The organism is Planococcus sp. SSTMD024 (assembly GCF_041320495.1).
Lineage (GTDB): Bacteria > Bacillota > Bacilli > Bacillales_A > Planococcaceae > Planococcus.
This window is the reverse complement of sequence record NZ_JBGGNS010000019.1, coordinates 77,500-95,514: the sequence shown is the minus strand read 5'-3', so window position 1 is coordinate 95,514 and position 18,015 is coordinate 77,500. Positions and strand designations below refer to the sequence as shown.

At 37.4% G+C, this 18,015-nt stretch carries 27 protein-coding genes; 24 read left to right on the top strand and 3 right to left on the bottom strand.

The window, feature by feature from the left end:
• Positions 1-6 precede the first annotated feature (6 nt).
• The 4 genes from AB9R92_RS04360 (at position 7) to AB9R92_RS04345 (ending at position 3,070) form a co-directional block, all read left to right on the top strand.
• On the top strand, positions 7-1,260 hold the full coding sequence (locus AB9R92_RS04360) for an MDR family MFS transporter (protein ID WP_370668288.1): 1,254 nt from the start codon (positions 7-9) through the stop codon (positions 1,258-1,260).
• A 114-nt stretch (positions 1,261-1,374) separates the two neighbouring features.
• The gene (locus tag AB9R92_RS04355; protein ID WP_370668287.1) at positions 1,375-1,947 is read left to right on the top strand and encodes a nucleotidyltransferase family protein; all 573 of its coding nucleotides are present in this window, start codon (positions 1,375-1,377) and stop codon (positions 1,945-1,947) included.
• Positions 1,948-2,012: 65 nt separating this feature from the next.
• A complete protein-coding gene (locus AB9R92_RS04350; RefSeq protein ID WP_370668286.1) occupies positions 2,013-2,531 on the top strand; it encodes an NUDIX hydrolase in 519 nt (172 codons plus the stop codon).
• Between the two features lie 176 nt (positions 2,532-2,707).
• Entirely contained in the window at positions 2,708-3,070 is a 363-nt protein-coding gene (locus AB9R92_RS04345; RefSeq protein ID WP_370668285.1) for a hypothetical protein, read from the top strand.
• Positions 3,071-3,242: 172 nt separating this feature from the next.
• Here the strand turns inward: AB9R92_RS04345 and AB9R92_RS04340 are convergent, their stop codons facing one another.
• Positions 3,243-3,509, bottom strand: a complete 267-nt coding sequence (locus AB9R92_RS04340; protein WP_370668284.1) for a hypothetical protein — start codon at positions 3,507-3,509, stop codon at positions 3,243-3,245.
• A 31-nt stretch (positions 3,510-3,540) separates the two neighbouring features.
• The gene (locus tag AB9R92_RS04335; RefSeq protein WP_370668283.1) at positions 3,541-3,885 is read right to left on the bottom strand and encodes a hypothetical protein; all 345 of its coding nucleotides are present in this window, start codon (positions 3,883-3,885) and stop codon (positions 3,541-3,543) included.
• A gap of 83 nt (positions 3,886-3,968) precedes the next feature.
• Here AB9R92_RS04335 and AB9R92_RS04330 point away from each other — a divergent pair, with 83 nt between their 5' ends.
• The 12 genes from AB9R92_RS04330 to AB9R92_RS04275 all read left to right on the top strand — a co-directional run bounded on the left by AB9R92_RS04330 (position 3,969) and on the right by AB9R92_RS04275 (position 10,597).
• Entirely contained in the window at positions 3,969-4,409 is a 441-nt protein-coding gene (locus tag AB9R92_RS04330) for a GNAT family N-acetyltransferase (protein ID WP_370668282.1), read from the top strand.
• Between the two features lie 48 nt (positions 4,410-4,457).
• Positions 4,458-4,640, top strand: a complete 183-nt coding sequence (locus tag AB9R92_RS04325) for a hypothetical protein (protein WP_370668281.1) — start codon at positions 4,458-4,460, stop codon at positions 4,638-4,640.
• A 53-nt stretch (positions 4,641-4,693) separates the two neighbouring features.
• Positions 4,694-5,275, top strand: coding sequence for a GNAT family N-acetyltransferase (locus tag AB9R92_RS04320; protein ID WP_370668280.1), 582 nt, complete (start codon positions 4,694-4,696; stop codon positions 5,273-5,275).
• Between the two features lie 68 nt (positions 5,276-5,343).
• Entirely contained in the window at positions 5,344-5,748 is a 405-nt protein-coding gene (locus AB9R92_RS04315; protein ID WP_370668279.1) for a hypothetical protein, read from the top strand.
• 26 nt (positions 5,749-5,774) lie between these two features.
• The gene (locus tag AB9R92_RS04310; protein ID WP_370668278.1) at positions 5,775-6,020 is read left to right on the top strand and encodes a hypothetical protein; all 246 of its coding nucleotides are present in this window, start codon (positions 5,775-5,777) and stop codon (positions 6,018-6,020) included.
• A 512-nt stretch (positions 6,021-6,532) separates the two neighbouring features.
• Positions 6,533-7,078, top strand: coding sequence for an NUDIX hydrolase (locus AB9R92_RS04305; RefSeq protein ID WP_370668277.1), 546 nt, complete (start codon positions 6,533-6,535; stop codon positions 7,076-7,078).
• 34 nt (positions 7,079-7,112) lie between these two features.
• Positions 7,113-7,268: a hypothetical protein gene (locus tag AB9R92_RS04300; protein ID WP_370668276.1), complete on the top strand. Its 156-nt coding sequence runs from the start codon at positions 7,113-7,115 to the stop codon at positions 7,266-7,268.
• 37 nt (positions 7,269-7,305) lie between these two features.
• The gene (locus AB9R92_RS04295) at positions 7,306-7,698 is read left to right on the top strand and encodes a hypothetical protein (RefSeq protein ID WP_370668275.1); all 393 of its coding nucleotides are present in this window, start codon (positions 7,306-7,308) and stop codon (positions 7,696-7,698) included.
• A 33-nt stretch (positions 7,699-7,731) separates the two neighbouring features.
• Positions 7,732-8,232, top strand: coding sequence for a hypothetical protein (locus AB9R92_RS04290; protein ID WP_370668274.1), 501 nt, complete (start codon positions 7,732-7,734; stop codon positions 8,230-8,232).
• Between the two features lie 1,088 nt (positions 8,233-9,320).
• Positions 9,321-9,605, top strand: a complete 285-nt coding sequence (locus AB9R92_RS04285) for a hypothetical protein (protein WP_370668273.1) — start codon at positions 9,321-9,323, stop codon at positions 9,603-9,605.
• Between the two features lie 137 nt (positions 9,606-9,742).
• Complete coding sequence (locus tag AB9R92_RS04280; protein WP_370668272.1) at positions 9,743-10,027, top strand: hypothetical protein; 285 nt, start codon at positions 9,743-9,745, stop codon at positions 10,025-10,027.
• Positions 10,028-10,144: 117 nt separating this feature from the next.
• On the top strand, positions 10,145-10,597 hold the full coding sequence (locus AB9R92_RS04275) for a hypothetical protein (RefSeq protein ID WP_370668271.1): 453 nt from the start codon (positions 10,145-10,147) through the stop codon (positions 10,595-10,597).
• Between the two features lie 88 nt (positions 10,598-10,685).
• Here AB9R92_RS04275 and AB9R92_RS04270 read toward each other — a convergent pair whose 3' ends face one another.
• A complete protein-coding gene (locus AB9R92_RS04270; protein ID WP_370668270.1) occupies positions 10,686-10,895 on the bottom strand; it encodes a hypothetical protein in 210 nt (69 codons plus the stop codon).
• A gap of 911 nt (positions 10,896-11,806) precedes the next feature.
• Here AB9R92_RS04270 and AB9R92_RS04265 point away from each other — a divergent pair.
• The 8 genes from AB9R92_RS04265 to AB9R92_RS04230 all read left to right on the top strand — a co-directional run bounded on the left by AB9R92_RS04265 (position 11,807) and on the right by AB9R92_RS04230 (position 17,766).
• Positions 11,807-12,586, top strand: coding sequence for a nucleotidyltransferase domain-containing protein (locus AB9R92_RS04265; protein ID WP_370668269.1), 780 nt, complete (start codon positions 11,807-11,809; stop codon positions 12,584-12,586).
• 122 nt (positions 12,587-12,708) lie between these two features.
• Positions 12,709-13,146: an NUDIX hydrolase gene (locus AB9R92_RS04260; RefSeq protein ID WP_370668268.1), complete on the top strand. Its 438-nt coding sequence runs from the start codon at positions 12,709-12,711 to the stop codon at positions 13,144-13,146.
• Positions 13,147-13,295: 149 nt separating this feature from the next.
• Positions 13,296-13,781, top strand: coding sequence for a tetratricopeptide repeat protein (locus AB9R92_RS04255; RefSeq protein WP_370668267.1), 486 nt, complete (start codon positions 13,296-13,298; stop codon positions 13,779-13,781).
• Between the two features lie 49 nt (positions 13,782-13,830).
• Positions 13,831-14,865 carry a S66 family peptidase gene (locus AB9R92_RS04250; RefSeq protein WP_370668266.1) on the top strand — a complete coding sequence of 345 codons (1,035 nt, stop codon included), beginning with the start codon at positions 13,831-13,833 and terminating at the stop codon, positions 14,863-14,865.
• 184 nt (positions 14,866-15,049) lie between these two features.
• Positions 15,050-15,979 carry an aminoglycoside phosphotransferase family protein gene (locus AB9R92_RS04245; RefSeq protein ID WP_370668265.1) on the top strand — a complete coding sequence of 310 codons (930 nt, stop codon included), beginning with the start codon at positions 15,050-15,052 and terminating at the stop codon, positions 15,977-15,979.
• A 270-nt stretch (positions 15,980-16,249) separates the two neighbouring features.
• A complete protein-coding gene (locus tag AB9R92_RS04240) occupies positions 16,250-16,711 on the top strand; it encodes a VOC family protein (RefSeq protein WP_370668264.1) in 462 nt (153 codons plus the stop codon).
• 316 nt (positions 16,712-17,027) lie between these two features.
• The gene (locus AB9R92_RS04235; protein ID WP_370668263.1) at positions 17,028-17,273 is read left to right on the top strand and encodes a hypothetical protein; all 246 of its coding nucleotides are present in this window, start codon (positions 17,028-17,030) and stop codon (positions 17,271-17,273) included.
• A gap of 205 nt (positions 17,274-17,478) precedes the next feature.
• Complete coding sequence (locus AB9R92_RS04230; protein ID WP_370668262.1) at positions 17,479-17,766, top strand: hypothetical protein; 288 nt, start codon at positions 17,479-17,481, stop codon at positions 17,764-17,766.
• Positions 17,767-18,015: the final 249 nt, after the last annotated feature.

Genomic DNA, 18,015 nt, shown 5'->3' with positions numbered 1-18,015 from the left:
TTCAATATGAAATGGAAAGAATATCCACGAAACATCAAAGTACGTTTAATCACTTCGTTTTTCAATCGCGCAGTATCCTCCGCAGTCATGCCGTTCATGGCCTTGTTCTTTGCAGAAGAAATAGGGAAAGTAGCGGCGGGGATGTTCTTGATCTTTACGGTCGTCATTGGGTTTGTCATTAATTTAGTCGGCGGCTATATTTCCGACCGCTTGCCAAGAAAAAAAGTTCTGATGGTAACCGCTTCGCTAAGTGCGGTGTTTTTTGGCGTAATGACAATCAGTTTAGTGCCGGAATCGAACTGGATTTGGTTGTTCGCTTTTGCCTATATCGCTTATATCATCACCAGCAGCCTGGGAAGGCCGGCGATCCATGCAATTATTATCGACTCGACCACACCGGAAAATCGCAAAGCCGTCTATGCGATCGATTATTGGTTGGTCAATTTATCACTGGCTGTTGGAGCGGCTTTAGGCGGGTTATTGTACATGAATCATCAAATTGAATTGTTTCTATTATTATCCATTACATCGGCATGCCTGCCTGTAGCGTATGCAATTTGGCTCGAAGACTTGCAAGCCAGTCGCTTGGAAAAACAGCATAAAAATGTATTTCTCGATGTGTTCCAAAATTATAAAGTGGCGTTTCAGGAAAAGCCTTTTGTAAAAGTGGTCATCGGGTCGATGTTCATTTTCGCTGCCGAGTTTTCGTTAAACAGCTATATTGGTGTTCGGTTGGCAGAGAGTTTTCAACCCATTTCGATTGAAGGATTTGAAATTGGCGGTGTTCGGATGCTGAGCATACTCAATATCCAAAACATGCTGCTGGTCGTCTGCTTTACCTTTTTGATCAATAAAATCACGGATCGTTTCAACAAGAAAAAGGTCCTTCTCTATGGACTGTTCATTTACAGTGTCGGCTATATCGTCATGACTTCGGCTAATTCCTGGTATTTGCTGCTTCTTTTCAGTGTGATCGCGACACTTGGGGAATTGATGTACTCACCCGTACGAAACGCTGAACAAGCGAATATGATGCCAGCAGACAAAAGAGGCTCTTACTCAGCATTTTCCGGTATTTCTTTCAGCGGGGCTGACTTAATTGCCCGCTCCACGATCATTCTCGGTGCTTATTTGATTCCGACGATGATGTCCGTTTACATGGGGTTGATCTTGATGCTTGGCATCTCGCTGGTTTATACAGGGCTCTTTGGCAAAAGGGCAGCCACTCAGGAGTTAACTGCAAGCAATGCAAGCTCATGAATGGCTTGTTCCGTTCAATTTTGATTCTCCAGAACCAGTGCGACATGGTAGAGTGAATAGAGAAATGAAGAGCGATGAGGGAAAGAACAACTCGGTCTCAAGAGAGGTGATGGAATGCTGAACAGTGAATCGGACCTCGTGCAGCTAGTGCAACATGATAAATGGATGATGGACATCATGCATACTGTAAAATCCTTGGACCTGCCGGATTGGTGGATCTGTGCCGGATTTGTGCGCTCAAAAGTATGGGATGTTTTACACGGCTTTGATGAAAGAAGCACACTTCCGGATATTGATGTCATCTATTACGATGACATCAATATTGGGGAAGAACGGGAGAAACAACTAGAAGACAGGCTCAATGAATTAGCCCTAAACCTGCCCTGGTCGGTCAAGAATCAAGCAAGAATGCACATCCGAAATAACGCGTCAGCTTACACATCTTCTGTCGATGCAATGGCTAAGTTTCCAGAGACCGCAACGGCTATAGGGATGAAACTGGATGACCAAGACGGCTTGGTAATAGCGGCTCCTCATGGCATCGAAGATTTGATCAATTTAGATGTTAAGCCAACTCCATATTTTTTAGAGGATAAGGACCGTTTAAAAATATACGAAGAACGGGTGAGTAAGAAGAATTGGCCATTAATTTGGCATCGGTTGAAAGTACATCAGATATCACCTTAATTTATGCATAGTGAAAAGTGAGGATATGAAGTTCGATCAAATACAAGTTAGAGGGGGAGCAAGGCATGGAGATATGGGATTTAGTAGACGCATCAAGGAAACCCTTGAACAAATTACATACGCGTGGAGAGGAACTTCAACCGGACGAATTTCATGTGGTGGTGGAGGTCTATACGATTAACGCAGATGGCCGATTGTTATTGACTCGAAGGGACACAACGAAGCCTTTCCCATTGCTCTGGGAAAGTACAGGGGGTTCGGTGCATGCTGGAGAAAGCAGCTTAGAAGGGGCAGTCCGAGAACTCGCAGAAGAAACCGGCATAGTCGTGGCTGCGTCTGACCTTCAATACTTAGGCGAGAGATCGAAGGGCAAATCATTTTTGGACAGCTATTTGTACGTCAGCGATAGAACTATCGACATCAGCGAACTAACCCTACAGCCTGGAGAAGTCTGTGATGCCAAATGGGTCCAAGTTGAAGAATTGAAGGAAATGAATCGAACTGGCCAAGTAGTTCCGCCGGTTTGGGCGAGGTATCAAGTTTATTGGGAGGAGCTAAAACAGTTTATCCAAGTGTCAAAGTAGATATATTTGAGAAAAATAGGGGATAGAGTTTGCTATGATCTTTAATAAATAGAAATTAACGGATGGAGAATTTGTGGGAATTCATCATAGGAAGACAAGTATATTTAAAATTGAAGATGCTTGGGTGGTATTTATTCTTCGGGTTTAAAAGTAAGAAGCCGACTGGAGGTACAGAAATGAGATTAAACGGAGAAGAAATGGAAATAAAACTCATGGAAACCGATTATATCGATACGCAATTAGTAGACTTAATTTACGACAATAAACAGCATGTAATCACAATGAAGTTTAAAGCGATGGGTCTGAGTGAAGAAGTACAAACTGTTTTATTTAATGATTGTTTTTCAGCAAGCTTCAATACCTGGTTGGAAGGCATGGAGGGGAATATTCCACATTCCCCAAATGATTCAGCTTTCTTTTTTCACGACATTTCAATCCAGGATATCGAAATTAATGGTGTATTGCTTTATCAATGCAAAATGATTATTCCCATGATGGATTGCCATATCAATTGCAAGTCGATTGAAATATTAGTTTAAGAAAAGTTTAGGACACTCGATCACTTAAGCAGTGTGTATAATTTTTTCGGAGTTTGAAATGTGACTCATCGAAATTCATAAAAGAGAGGAGATGCTGATGGCTCAGTATCTCCTCTCTTTGGTCATTAAATGGACCAGCACAGTAAAAGCTATATATTATCACTCACCCTTTTTATGGCTCCAAAATTAATGCGTTCATCTTCTCAAGCCGTTCATAGGCTTCCGCATAGACTTTGGCTCTTTCCTGTTCAGTTTCAATATCATCGAAGTTGATAAGGATGTTTTCAGTCTCGATAATCCATTGCTCCAAGGGTTCGAAGTCATTCAGCTCTTTGATTTGCTGGAGTCTGGAAAGTGGAGCAACGATTTGTCCATTAGCATTTCCGCTCGCTCTGTTCTCAGGAGAAGGTATTCCGGAAGCATCTTGAAGCCAGCCCATAATGACACCCGTTATTTGGCCTTCTGTTGGCTCAGCCGGGCCCTTTTCCGAATGCACACGCAATCATAGCTTTGGTGTCTTGATCAAAGGTATAGCCATTTTCGTAATCAATCCCATTTACAGATTCACTGTCCGTCAAGCGACCTTCCTCAGGTAGTTCATAACTGTCGAAATGTTCCTTGATCTCTTGATAAGGAGATTCTGATTGCGCAACTTCTTGTTCAACTGTCTCTTCCTCAGCCATGGCCTCGGAAACTGATTCCCCAGGTGCTGTTTCGCTTTCATTAACACCAACATCTGCCGAGTCTTCGGAATCACTGCATCCCGCAGTCAAGATAGCCATTGAAATTCCTAACCCGATGGCAAATTTCCTCATTGTATCTCCTCCAATTTATAGCTAATGTATAGTATAAGAACATTCTATTTTTAACCAAATACTCCATAAAAGGGGAGATATACTTGATCATCAGAAAAGCGAAGCAAAGTGAACTGAAAAAGATTATCTCCTTATCACCACAAGCTATTTACGATGGGACTTTGGGTGAAGTGATGCCTTCCGGCGAGAAAGTCAAAAGCCTGGTGAATCCTTTGTTGGACAAAGGCGGCTTTTATTTCGTTGCGGTAGAGGAAGGGGAAATCTTGGGCTGGATTTTAGTGGGTACTATAAAAGATCAATTTACAGAACAGCCGATTGGTTTCATATACGAAATCTATATTCAAAAAGAACAGCGAGGCCATGGTCATTCCAAATCCTTAATAAATGTAGCGATTGACCATTTTCAGCAAGAGGGCTATTCAGAGGTTCGCTTAAGCGCAAAAGCCGAAAATCCGGCTGTTAAGTTATATGAAAACATAGGATTTACAACAAGGACTGTCAGTATGAGCTTGAATCTCAAATAATGTCAATAGTACATTGTCTAGTCATTAAAGCTAAAAAGGAGGATTTCAATGTCATCTGATCCACTGATTATTTGGGTTGTGCTTTCGGTTATTTGGGTTGTGTTGGCCTTATATGGAATAGACCGCATGCAAAAATCCAAGGGGAAGCGTGAGTCTGATATGGAAAAAAGAGTTCGCCAACTAGAAGAAGAAAATAAAAGGCTAAAAGAAAACGAGAAGGATGAATTATAAAACTCATCCCAAAAGAAGTTAAAAAATCTCATTTGCTTGAAAGGAGGTCCACCATGAAAATTGAAAACCACTTAAAAGATATGCCGACATTTGAAACGGAACGTCTGCAACTAAGAAAAGTGACACGACACGATTTGGATGATGTATTTGAATTCTCGTCCGATTTCGAAGTAGCGCAACGCATGACCTGGGAGAAGAATGATTCAAAAGAAGAAACTTTGTCCAACTTCCTGCAGCCGACTGTGGACGGATATAAAGATGGCCAAAGCGGTGTATGGGCGATTGTCTATAAAGAAAGCGAGAAAGTTATCGGAATCCGTTCGCTGGTTGCGTGGTCGAATGAACATCAAAAAGCAGAAATAGGCTACGTGCTAAATCGCAAATTTTGGGGAGCGGGGGTCGCCACAGAAGCGTTACAGGAGATACTGAATTACGGTTTTGGCGTGCTTCAGTTGAACCGGATCGAAGGCGGGTGCGATTTAGACAATATCGGGTCTGAAAAAGTCATGCTAAAAGCCGGCATGACCTTTGAAGGCGTTTTGAGAGAGAGTGAACGCATTAAAGGAGAATTTAGGGACACCAAAATCTTTTCCATTTTAAAAAGTGAATTCGATTCTGCGAGTGCACATAGTTAGAACTGAAGACTCCGTTTCTTTAATCGGCTCAAAGTGCCACAAAAATCAATACAGCAAGGCGTGATGTGATGAAAGATTTTACAATAAGATTTGTCAGTGTGTTGCTTGCGATTCCAATCATGCTGCTGATTAATCTGACCATTGAATATTTAAGCGGAGGGCTTGCTCCTTATACGGGAGAGGGAGTGGACTATAGCGGTCCGATTTGGTTAAGTTTGCTTGTAGTGGGCTTGTATTCTTTACCGGTCTACATCGTTCTGGGCATTCCAGTTTCGTATCTAGTGGATTTTCTTTCTATTAATACGCGGGGATACAGCTATTGGGATAAGTTGATTATGTATATATTGGTCTGTATCATCCTAATATATTTATTTGTCCCTAATGAAAACATATTCACTTTAGGGCCGGTGATGCTGGTTATTGTGCCAGTCATGAGTTATTTCCATGTTCTTTACTTTATGAAAAACAGATAAATTATTTCTAATGAGAGGAGATGGAAATGGTGAATTCTGGAACAATCTCGGTCGCAGCATTTTTGATTTCTTTGGCTGTCTATGTGGCCTGGTTCTTTAATGAAAATCTATTCTCTAATTCAGCTATGATTGCAGCTGTTGCTCTGCCGCTTATCGGAATCGTGGCAGCACTCTTTGCCAACAACAGAGCGCTCAGAGTATTGGGCTTAGTTGGAAATTCTTTAGTTCTTCTTTTAGCTGTCATTATTCCATTTATCTCCACATTATTTTAGAGTACACCTTAAATTAACAAGGTTTTAGTTCATATGAAAAGACCGCTTTATCAGCAGTCTCTTTATCGAATTTTGCGAATGCTACATTCCGTACTCTTTTCGCACCATAAACAGAACGTGGAATCCAATTAACGCAGTGACTAGGCTTGTGTTTACTAACTTAATTAAGTTTAAAAGCAAACTAAAAAATATATAAATGAAGCGTAAAAGAAGCAGATGTTAATTTGCTTCTTTTTTTTGCTCTATAAAGCAAATAGCAAGATGAGTAGTTTAATAATTGTGATTTTAGTAATGTATTTAAAAATATAAAATGGTAAAATAAGTATGTGAAAGAGTTCGGATCTTATGAAAAAGATAATCCACAAATCTCAAAATGGAATACGGATAGGTATGTGTTCGTTTGGAACTAAGAACTAAAAATTATTATTTATATGGCCTGAAGAGTTTCGCTGGCAGCAAAAACTCCAAGAACATTACAAGTATTGCAACCAAAATGAGCGGGGGGTTCAAAGATGAAAGCATGGGAAACGCTCTCTACAGAATATTTGTATAAAAATCCATTCGGAAATTCGAGGAAAGAGCAATGTAGGCTTCCAAACGGAATTATTATTGATAACTTTTACGTAAATGAGTATTCCGATTGGGTGAATGCCATAGTTCTTACAGAGAGAAAGCAACTCGTACTTGTAGAGCAATACAGGCATGGGACAAGAGGTTTTTATCTAGAAATTCCTGCTGGAAAGCTTGAAGAAAACGAATCCCGTGAGGACGGAATTCTAAGAGAAATTCGGGAGGAGACGGGATTCACTTCAAACGAAAAACCGATATTGCTAGGAGAATATATGGTGAATCCAGCCGTTCAAAACAATAAAATTTCTACATACCTAATCACCGATGCATTCAAAATGAGCGATCAGCAATTAGATGATACAGAAGGGATCGATGTTAAACTAATCGATTTCGAAGAGTTTGACGATTTGATACTGAATCGGGCTATCGAAACGCAGTTGTTTACAGCCAGCGCCTACTATATGGCAAAGTCTTTTTTAAATAAATAAAAAGGTAAGTGGAAATGGAAAGGGGACTACTCGAATGAACAAGCCTAAAAAGAAGAATACGAATAAAAGCGATTTTTTTGATGTGGTGGTATATGCGGTTCCTGAACTGCTACTTCTCCCCTTTAGAATCCTGTTTATGGCAGTGAGAGGAGCGGGCAAGTTCATTCGGGGCTATTTTGATTTTGTCTAAAAGGCTGTCTTAAATTTCGGTAAGCATTGGAAACATTATGTATTCGGTAGAGTCAGGGAGTGGTGGGATGTGCCGGTTGTGGAAGTCTTTACATAAGTGGGTTTTCGAAAAATATGACCGCTTTTCCAATGAACTGGGCTATACAAATTGGAAGCTTGCTTCCGAAAACACATTTGGCATTTTTCAAATGGATGGTGATGCATTTTATCATGCCACGCAGCTTCAAAGCGGCGAATGGACGGTTTGGAATGATGGCTGGGGAGACCCGCCCTATGCTTTCCAAGTATTTTCGACTTGGGCTGAAGCAATCACTCATCTCCGCATATTATTTGAGGAAAGCCAATTGCCTGAAAGCCATTGGCGGCCTGAGGGATTTGATGTCGGAGAAGACGTTTTTTTGAAAGAGCCAGATCGGGAAAAGATGCTTTAAAAATATAAACAAAGAAATGGGGGATGTAAGTTGATGTTGCTTGAAGTATTTATAGTTTTACTTATTATTTCATATTCGCTATTTATACATGAACTGGGCCATGCGGTTGCTACAGTCATGGCGAGCAAAAAATCCACAGCCGAAGTGTTTCTAGGTTCATGCAGCAAAGCGAACAAGCTAAAGTTGTCTTTTGGGAGAATTACCTGTTATTTGACCGTCGCCATATCGGGATTCTGCGAGTATGTCATCCCGAAAAATTCACCACCGTTTACATATAGGCAAAAAATCTTCTTCTACCTCGGTGGGCCCATCGCGTCATTTTTCGGTTTTGTGTCATTATTCAGTGCTTCTCATTTTGTTTCCGGAGTGGCGGGAAACATCATCATCAATAGTGCAGGAGCCAACTTTTTTCTCTTTATCATGTCGTTGATTCCCATTACCTATCCGCGCTTTTTAGGCGGTCTGCCGAGTGATGGTTTGCAGATTGTAAACTTAGTCAAAGCGAACAGAAAAGAACGGAAGCTTATCACCTAATGAGTTTGACGTTGCTTAATTGCCAATACAAATTCTATGTGACGATCCAGCGAGTGTATCTAAAATATATCTCCTTAATCACCTCTTAAACGATTTTTCTAATTAAGCTTGAAAAATGTTCGCAAAGGTGATTGCGATTTTCCGAACGTTCGCAAAGTGTTTAGACACATTTCCGAACGTTATTTTTGATTATTTTTTTTCTGTTTTGAAGCGTTCGTAAAGGTGTACTTTTACGAACGCTTCTTAAGAAGAAAATAAAGTGTTCATTTTTTACCATTACATGGTCCGATAAATACAATATCAATATTTAAATGGAAACAGAAAAATCAGATTAAAGACGAATTTAAACCACTCAAAAGTTATAGATGACATATAATTATTTAAAAACATAAAGAGGCAGATTATAACATTAAGGAAATGAAGTGAGATAATTGAATAGTTTAAAAGAAAAGATCAATCTGGACTTGTGCGAAGAAATCTATGTAAAAAAGATAAAAAGAGTAATTCATGTAACGAGTAGATTACGATGGTCTGTAAGTGGCTGGCTTGTATATATGGTGAAGCTAGAAAGGAGAGGATTCTTATTATTGATATTTTAGGGCCCATAATTTTTACACTAATTTTCGGGTACGTTGCCTTATTTTGTTTCGTTGTTACCTTTAAAAGATATAACGAAGACGATGTAGATCATTTAGAAATTCTTTCTTTAGATATGGAAATTTTTGCTTTGCTCTCTTTTGTCTTTAGTATTCTATTAAAAGTTTGCCGAAATTTATTGCCAAAGTATTTATATATGTATGTATTTAAGCTTCTAACATTTATGATCGGTCTGTTAATGTTATTTATTATTTATCTTGCTTGGGCACCTTTATAATAATTCTAATGTTTTAGATGCAATTAGTATTTACGCAATAAGGAATAAAAATAGAATTTCACGTTTTATTGGAACGGAAGAAGTACAAAGATGAGCTTCATACTTTATTAATTTGAGGAGTATATAAATAAAGAAAACTAATAAAGTAATTGAAGAGTTGATAAAGAATTGTTGGTAATGGTCAGTATGAGTAGAAATAAGGGGGGGGATAGTGATGAACTCAGAAGCTGGAAGTGCGATAATTATAATTCTTATAGGATTATTTCCTACTTATATAGCTCTCTTTCAATTCAAAAAAGATGTAGTACTTAATACAGACAAGTATCCAGTTTTTAGAGAATTTCTTCCCTTGCCAGCCAGTGTGAACTTTTGGGTATTTAAATTATTTATGCTTATTGGCGGAATACTCATATCCTTACTAGGGTTTTATTTATTCATAAGGAGCCAAGGCAAAAAGAACTTCTTTTTTGCCTTAAAGGATATAAAACTGGTTCTATAAGCAACAAAGCGACCTTAATGAATCGAAAAAGCTCTGACAGCATAAATGTTTAAGTTTAGGGCAAGAACTAGGAGTTGAATGTAACTTATGTGCAGATAAGTTACATTCAAAAAATGATAGATAAAGGTGGGGAAGAGATGAAATATGAGGAAAATATGTATGGCCGAAAAAAAACAAGAAAATTTAATCTAATTGCTATTCTTATAAGTATTATTTTAGTCGTGTGCATTCCTTTTGTTTTCGATATGAAAACAATAACTTCCGGTGTGGAATATAGAGGTTTTCCGGTTGATTGGTTAGCATTATATCCTAATAACGGTTTCAATTTTAAAGGGCTTGGTTTTTTGGTTAACGTAATAGTATTTTATTGGTTGATTAAACTACTTATGAGCAAATTAAAGAAAAAACGTGAAATATCTTAAAGTGCCATTGCAAATTTTTACGCAGGACAGTTTATATCATTTGTGACGTAGATCTGAATGTAACTTATTGTGAATTAAGTTACATTCAAAAGCCGATAGACTAGGAAGGAGAGTTTCATGAATTATGCTGAACTGCTTCAATACCCAGGTTATCTTTATTTGAATTCATTGTTGGAACCTGAAGACAACGCCTTAATCGTCGATATTGACCGTTGTAAAACACCTGAAACTCCAATTAGTGAAAATGATAATTTTTCGTCTCACGAAGCCTTCGATGTGGATGAAACCCTTCCCATTCTTCGACTTGAGTTTGACTTTTACATTGCTTATTCGGTTCTAAACGAGAGTTTCACTGCTTTGGACAAGTACGAGGATTATGAAGGGCGGGGTTTTTCACTTTATTCAAAATCCCGATACCTAGACTTTATTGAGATCGGCACCACAGCTGATGAAGAACATCCTGGGCCATACAACCACTACGGGATAAATGCTTTGAATCATACAATCGATGTGGTGTCGACAGAACCTCCAAGGGTTTCATTTATACAAAGAGATGTTCAACAAAAGTGATTTGTCTAAATTTATATTAGGAGTTTGAATGTAACTTATTAGCAATTAAGTTACACTCACATTCAGCGTTAAGGAGATTTATATGATTTTAGGTTACTGCTTTTTTGTATTTTCGATACTTATAAATTAGTGAAATCAATATGCCTATAGTTACAATTATCGGCAAATAAAGTTTAATGAATGAACCACCTTCATACATGTAAGCAGCAAAATATAAAAATCCTAATGCCAATACACCTGTCCAAAGTGACCGAATAAATTTCTCCCTATCCGACAGATTCCAGTAAAAAAATTTCATGTTCATCGCCTCCTTTAAACTTTTTAAGACTGATATTATTAGTATACTGTCTGATTTCCAATTAAGTTTCATTTTTTCAAAAAAGAGGAATTTTGACGAACCATATATAGAATTTTGAATGTAACTTAATCCTAATTAAGTTACATTCAATCTCCCGGTTTCATGCGCTTGTTTAGAAAATTCATCGAAACTGATTTTGAACGAAAATAAGATACATTCAAAATGCAATGACAGTAAGTTTGAAAACTCGCTTTTTAAAAGGATTGTGGTTTACCTATCAATCGTTATTGAAAGAAAAAAGATAATAAATCTGGGTTTGAATTATTGAAGCTGTTATTAACCAGCTTAGCATTTGCAGCGAAATGATCACTGTATATAAGACAATTTCAGCAACAGCATCTAATTGGAGGTGGAAGGATGCTTATGAATACTGTAATCATCCAAATAATATGAGATTATCTGAACGAAAAAGTGAGATTTTTCTTTTAGTGCTCTCAATTCTTGCTTTTATATACGCCATAGTGAGTATCTTTCATCAAATGAAGTCAGGTTTTGAAATAAGATGGACTTCATGGATTGTGTTATTTTACAGCTTAATAATTATGTTTTTTTTGGTAAAGGATTGGAACAAAAAAGAAGAATAATGGAGAAAGACCTATCCGGTTTTTGTAACCTCTTATTAAAAAAAGATAAAGTTTACATATGATCCCTTATCGGAAGCAAAATAGAAAGGGAGGAAACAAGCTGATTAAAGCTTGTTTTCTCTCTTTTTATGTGGAGACCATCCTTTTACAAACGGATCTCTTAAGTATCTATGATACTGTTTCTTATATTTATAGCTGTATGAAAAAAGGATGAATATGGTATATTGTTGTAATGCTTAAAAACAGAAACGTTTGGGGGGAATGGAATTGTCACAACAAGAATTGGCAGTGAAAAAAATATGTGCGAGCTTAAAAAAGGATGATTTGGTAAAAGCTATTTTCTTAAAAGGCTCGATGGGAAGAGATGAGCACGATGAGTATTCTGATATTGATCTTTATTGCTTAATTGAAAAGGAAGATGAAGAGCTTTTTTTGAAGAAAAGATTAGAGCATATCAAAGCTTATCGGGAAATTATTTTTCACGATGATATCTATATCATCGCTCCTCAAGTAATAGTGGTATTTGATAACTTGCTGCACCTTGATTTGATTACTGTTACGGAACAAAACTTCACTGAAAAAGATTACTTTAAAGTCTTGCATGACCCTAACAACTTATTAGAGCAATTTAATGAATCACAGAGTCTGGAAGTCAGTGAAAGCGAATTCAGCGATAGTGCTACGGATATCGCCTGGTTCTTATTCCAGTATAAAAAAGCGATCGAACGGGGGAACGACATTTGGGCCGTTAGAATGTTAACTAATGTGATGGAACATTTGGCCAGAGTGCTTCTGTATAAGTATTGTCCAGAGAGAGCGCAATTAGGGTTAAAGACGCTTCATCAATCATTGCCGGAACAGATCTTTAATGAAGTAGAAGCTATTTATGAACAAATAACTCCGAGGAATCATGCAATCGCCTCTTCAAAAATCCGTCAATTACTAGCAAAAGAGTATGAATGGATCCTTTCGCAGGTAAGTGATCGTTCTATTATAGAAACACTATTAGAAGAAATGATCAAAGTCCAGTCTCTCAGCAAGAAGTAAGGATAAATAAACTCGATAAATAATTTGTACTCAGATGCTAAAAACAGTGCATTAAAATTTCGGGTAATTTGGTGATTGAGGGATTAACTTAAATAAGAAATTAACTTACTGGAGGGTTATACATGTTTATCGTGAACGTAGAAGGGGCAGTTCGGAAAAATGATAAGTGGCTAATTATTGAGAGAAGCAAAGAAGAGGAACATGCCGGTGGTATGCTTTCTCTCGTTGGTGGCAAAGTCGATCAAGAAGGAAACTCTTCGAACATACTGGAAAGAACAGTAAAGCGCGAAATCCTGGAAGAGGTTGGAGTGAGGGTAAAGGAAAAGCTAAATTATCTACATAGTACGTCCTTTGTGACTGGCAAGGGGATGAATGTAATAAACATCGTCTTTCTTTGCGAACATGCCTCCGGAGAAGCATATCCTATAGCTTCTAATGAGGTAGAAAGAGTATTGTGGTTAACTACTTCAGAAATACTATTCCATCCTCATGCACCTAGTTATTTAAAAGAAAGTATAAAGCATGCTGATTCATTCGTAAACGCTTCTACTTTCTTCTAACCTTTTGCTATTTTCGACACTAATAGATTAATAAATAGTTATAGGAGTATTTTTACTAATTTAGAGTGATTTGAAAAAAAGTTAGACGTGATAAAAGACGGTTTCTAATCTAGATATCTCAAAAATAAGAAAGCATAGGGGATGTAACGATGAATGCATTATTAGCCGAAGCAATTAAGCTAAGAGAAATCGGAAAAGAAAAAGAGTCGAATAAATCGATGATGGAATTAGTAGAAAGTTACCCGGAGCAACCACTAATAAATTACCAATGTGCCTGGAGTTTCGATTTATTAGGTGAAGAAGAAAAAGCCGTTCCCTTTTATGAAAAAGCGATTAGTCTTGGATTAGAAGGAAAAGAATTAGAAGGGGCGCTATTAGGTTTAGGGAGTACATATAGAACATTAGGGAGATACCATGAATCAAAAGAGACCTTTCTAAAAGGAGTAGAACTATGCCCGACTAACAATGCAATGAAAACATTCCTTGCTATGACTCTTTATAATCTAAAGGAGCATCAAGAAGCGATGGAAATTCTTTTGCAATGTTTAGTGAAGACTACAGGTGATGAAGACATTCAATCGTATAAAAGAGCTATAGAATTTTATTCAGATAAGTTAGATGAAACTTGGACGTAAAGGAAATTAGTTTTGACTTTATAACCAATTTTTAGAAGGGGTGTTTGATATGAAAGTGACTTATCCTAAACCACTAAAAAGAGGAGATACAATCGGTGTAACAGCTCCTTCTAGTGGTGCAGAAGAATCTCTGCATATTCTATTGTCTAAAGCGAAAGAAAATGTAGAAGCACAGGGTTACAAAGTAGTGATGGGCGAAACGGCTTGGACGCAACAAAAAGGAAGAAGTGCACCAAAAGAAAAACGAGCAGAAGAATTAATGTCTTTTTTGTTAGATGAACATATCCGAGCCATTATTCCGCCCTGGGGAGGCAGTTTCGCCATGGAGATCCTTCCGTTAATGGACTGGGAGAAGCTAAAAGCCGTTCCGCCGAAGTGGATACTGGGCTACTCCGATATCAGTACTTTCCTTTTTGCCTATTCAACGATAACCGGCAACGCTTCTGCTCATGGGACGAACTTTGCAGAATTATCGGCACCTCAATGGGATTCATTAACCTCCAGATGGACAGATGTGTTAAGTTGCCCGGAGAATGGAGAAGTCACTCAATACTCGTCTGATCACTATCAGTCCAACTGGGAGAAGGTGTATAGAAATCCAGCAACCGGCTTTTATTTTGATTCGGAGACAGAATGGAAAAGTTTGAGTGGAGATTCGCAAGTAGAATTTTCAGGAAGGTTCCTTGGAGGCTGCATTAGCACGCTGCGCACAATTATCGGTACTCCTTTCGATCAGGTAAACGACTATGTTTCAAAGTATGCCGCTGAAGAAGGGGTTATATGGTATTTAGAAAGCGTGGGCTTGGATGCGATTAATATCTACCGGAGTTTATGGCAAATGAAACAAGCCGGTTGGTTCAAGCATGTAAATGGAATTTTAATCGGAAGACCTTCTCGTTACTCGGCCAATCAAGATTTTCAACTAATTGATGCGTTGAATGACATATTTGCGGATCAACATATCTCTGTCCTCTATGATGTGGATATTGGCCATGCACCTCCGCAAAACATTATAGTGAATGGAGCTTTTGGAAAAGTAACATATACTAACTTCAAAGGAACTATCAATATGAGCTATATTTAGTTAGTCGTTAAAAATACTGACTTACATATATGGTTTTAATGGAGAAATTAAGCTCAAGTTTGAGTTTTTTCTATGAATTGGGCTTTAGCAATGTTTTGAAAGAAGTGTAACGTTTTATGGATGAGTTATAGGAAAATCAGTATTTAAAATATGCTATAGAAAATATTGGAAAGGAGGCTGGAGTATGATTGAAAGCTTGGCTAAAAAAATCCCATGTATCAAAAACTATCGAAAAATTTCTCAAATTAATAAAGGGTTTTCAACAGATCAAAAATTCTTAGTTTACATGTCAAACGGCAATGATAAGCTCTTTCTTCGACTATTTGCCTTGGAACAACTTGAATCAAAGAAAATTGAGTACTCAATTTTGAAAAGAATGCAAGACCGTAAAGTCAATTGCTGCAAGCCAATAGCTATTGGTGAAATAGAAGAAAAGGGATATATGGTTACTTCCTATATTGAAGGTAACGACGCAGGAGATGAAGTCTCAAGCTATACCGATCAAGAGCAGTACAACCTTGGTTGTGAGGCAGGAAAAGAACTAAAAAAAATGCATCACTATAAAGCTCCAGATTATATTCCCTCTTGGTATTCCAGAAAGTTTGAAAAGCATGAGAAGTATGTAGAGGCTTACTTATCTTCAGGTATTAAAATTAAAAATGATGAGAAAATAATTCGATTTATTAATGATAATAGCTATCTTATGAAGGAGCGTCCAAATCTTTTTCAGCACGATGATTTTCATCTCGGAAATCTTATTGTGAAAGATAGAGTTTTTGCTGGAGTTATAGACTTTGATAGATATGATTGGGGAGATCCTATTCACGAATTTCTAAAAATAGGTATTTTCAGTCGGAATATAAGCATTCCTTTCTCAATAGGACAAATAAGAGGGTATTTTGACAATATAGATCCTGACGAAGATTTTTGGAACCTATATGCTCTTTATATGGCTATGTGTGTTTTTTCAACGGTTGTTTGGACCTTAAACTCATTTCCAAAAGACCTGAATAATATGCTTGAGAGAATAGATACTTTTCTGGACGATCATGACTCCTTCGATAGAATGAAACCAAAATGGTATATAGATAAAAATGAAGGAGAGCGATTTTAGCGACAATTAAATTTTGAAAAGCAAATTATGTTTCTAGATTTACATTTTAGTTTATATAGTCCCACTTTTATCAAAAGCGAAGAAGCCGAAGTATACGCTTCTTCTTTTTTTTTTTGAAAAGTAGCCTTTTGCGCTTATCTTAAAAAGAATAGATGACTTTGTACGTTCCGAATCATAATAAAAGAACTAACTACTGTTCAATCGAAAGTTGTATAGAGTGGAATAAACAAGTCGGGTAAAGTGAAAGGAGAAGAAAGGGAGGAATTTATTTTGATTAAAGGTCTTTATGAAGCCCACTTGCCAGTCAGTAACTTAAAACGCTCAGTTGAATTCTACAAAGGCTTAGGGTTAGAGTTCGATCATCAAGTTGAAGACAAATTAGCTTTTCTCTGGATTGAAAAAGAAAAAAGTTGGTTAGGTCTTTGGAATACTGAAAAAGTAGAAGTAGAATACCATCCATCCATAAGACATATTGCTTTTGAAGTATCAATCGAAGGATTGAAAAAGTCTGTAGAATGGTTAAAGAATAGGGGATATGAACCAAGAAAGGCTTTTGGCTTTGAACCGACGGAACCTTTTGTCATGCCGAACAGTGATTTTGCACATGCCAAAATCCATTTCGATGATCCAGACGGCAATAGTTTAGAATTCATTTGTAAACTAGAAAATCCCCAAAAAATCGAAGAGAGAATGTATTTAAGTGAATGGGAACAGCTACAGGATAAACAATAGAAATCGGCTACAGTCTTAAAAGGAATGGTTGACATATTGCCGGATTATCGGAAGTACTAGAATTAAACTTAAATCGAATTAAGACAGAAGAGGAAATGATTTTAAGCACTCTCTCTTCTTTTAGTGTATTAAGCAGTCTTTAGTAAGAACAACATAGTCTACGTTGATATTTGTAGAGCAACTACATGTCTCCTGCTCTAGTATTTTAATTAGGGACAGCTTCTTTTGTTAATCTGATTGATACTGTTCATCCGTTTCTCTATTATTCGAATATGGTACAATATGGATATACGTCTGTCTTGATGGGAGTTTTACGATGAAAGAGAAATTATGGAAAGTGGCTGTTGGTCCTTTCATAATCACGTTTATATTCCTGTTTTGGTTAGGGGATCGGACAATAATGACCACTGATGTGAACGGAATGAGTTCAGCAGCTGTATTGAGTGGTCCGGACTACTTTTTAAAAACAGTTAGTTATTCTTTGATCATCACCGCGTTTATTTTGTTAGCATTTCATCTAAGTAACTTGATTCAAAAGAAAATCCGGGAGCAACAATCTTAAGTTCCTTTAGTGAAGACATGAATTTTGATCACATTTCATCAGTTAACTAACGGCGAAGCGCCTTCTTAATTAAAACTATGAATTCACATACTATCCGTTGCCATAAGTATAAGAAGCTAAAGAACGTGTCGATACTGCCAATCATTAGCCAATAATTTCTGCCCACAGCAGCAATAGTACTTAGCGAAGAGGGGAAGTGGTTGCGATGGGTTCTGGAATGATGGATAGCTTAATTGTCTACGGCCCAATTATTGTTATAGTCTTTGCTTGCGTCGGAATAGTTTGGAGTGTTTTGAAGAAAAGAAGATATTTAATCGGATCTATATTTCTCCTTATAGGGGCAGGAATTTACTATTGGGGTATGTACGTAGGAAAGTGGGAAGGGATAGCTATATCTTTATTCTTGGGTGGGGGAATCGTTCTTGTTGGTTTCCTAACTCTGCTTTTTACTCTTATTTATTCCAAGTTAATGGTTGCCAAAGTTGTAAAATAGAAGGGAGAGAAGAAGCCGATCTGGCGCATCTTCTCTCCCTTTGCTATTGTTTCCTAAAAAGTACATTTGCGACCCTCCTATTGCGGAAACGCATTCGTGTATTCCAGCCATTGAAGCGATCTCTTTACTATAAACTTCTTGTTTTTTCCTTTTATCATAAAAAAAGCCGTATTATTTTTAATTACCCTATAATTATGATAACGTTATTTTCAAATGCGTTTCATATGTTTCATTATGATATAAAAGTCT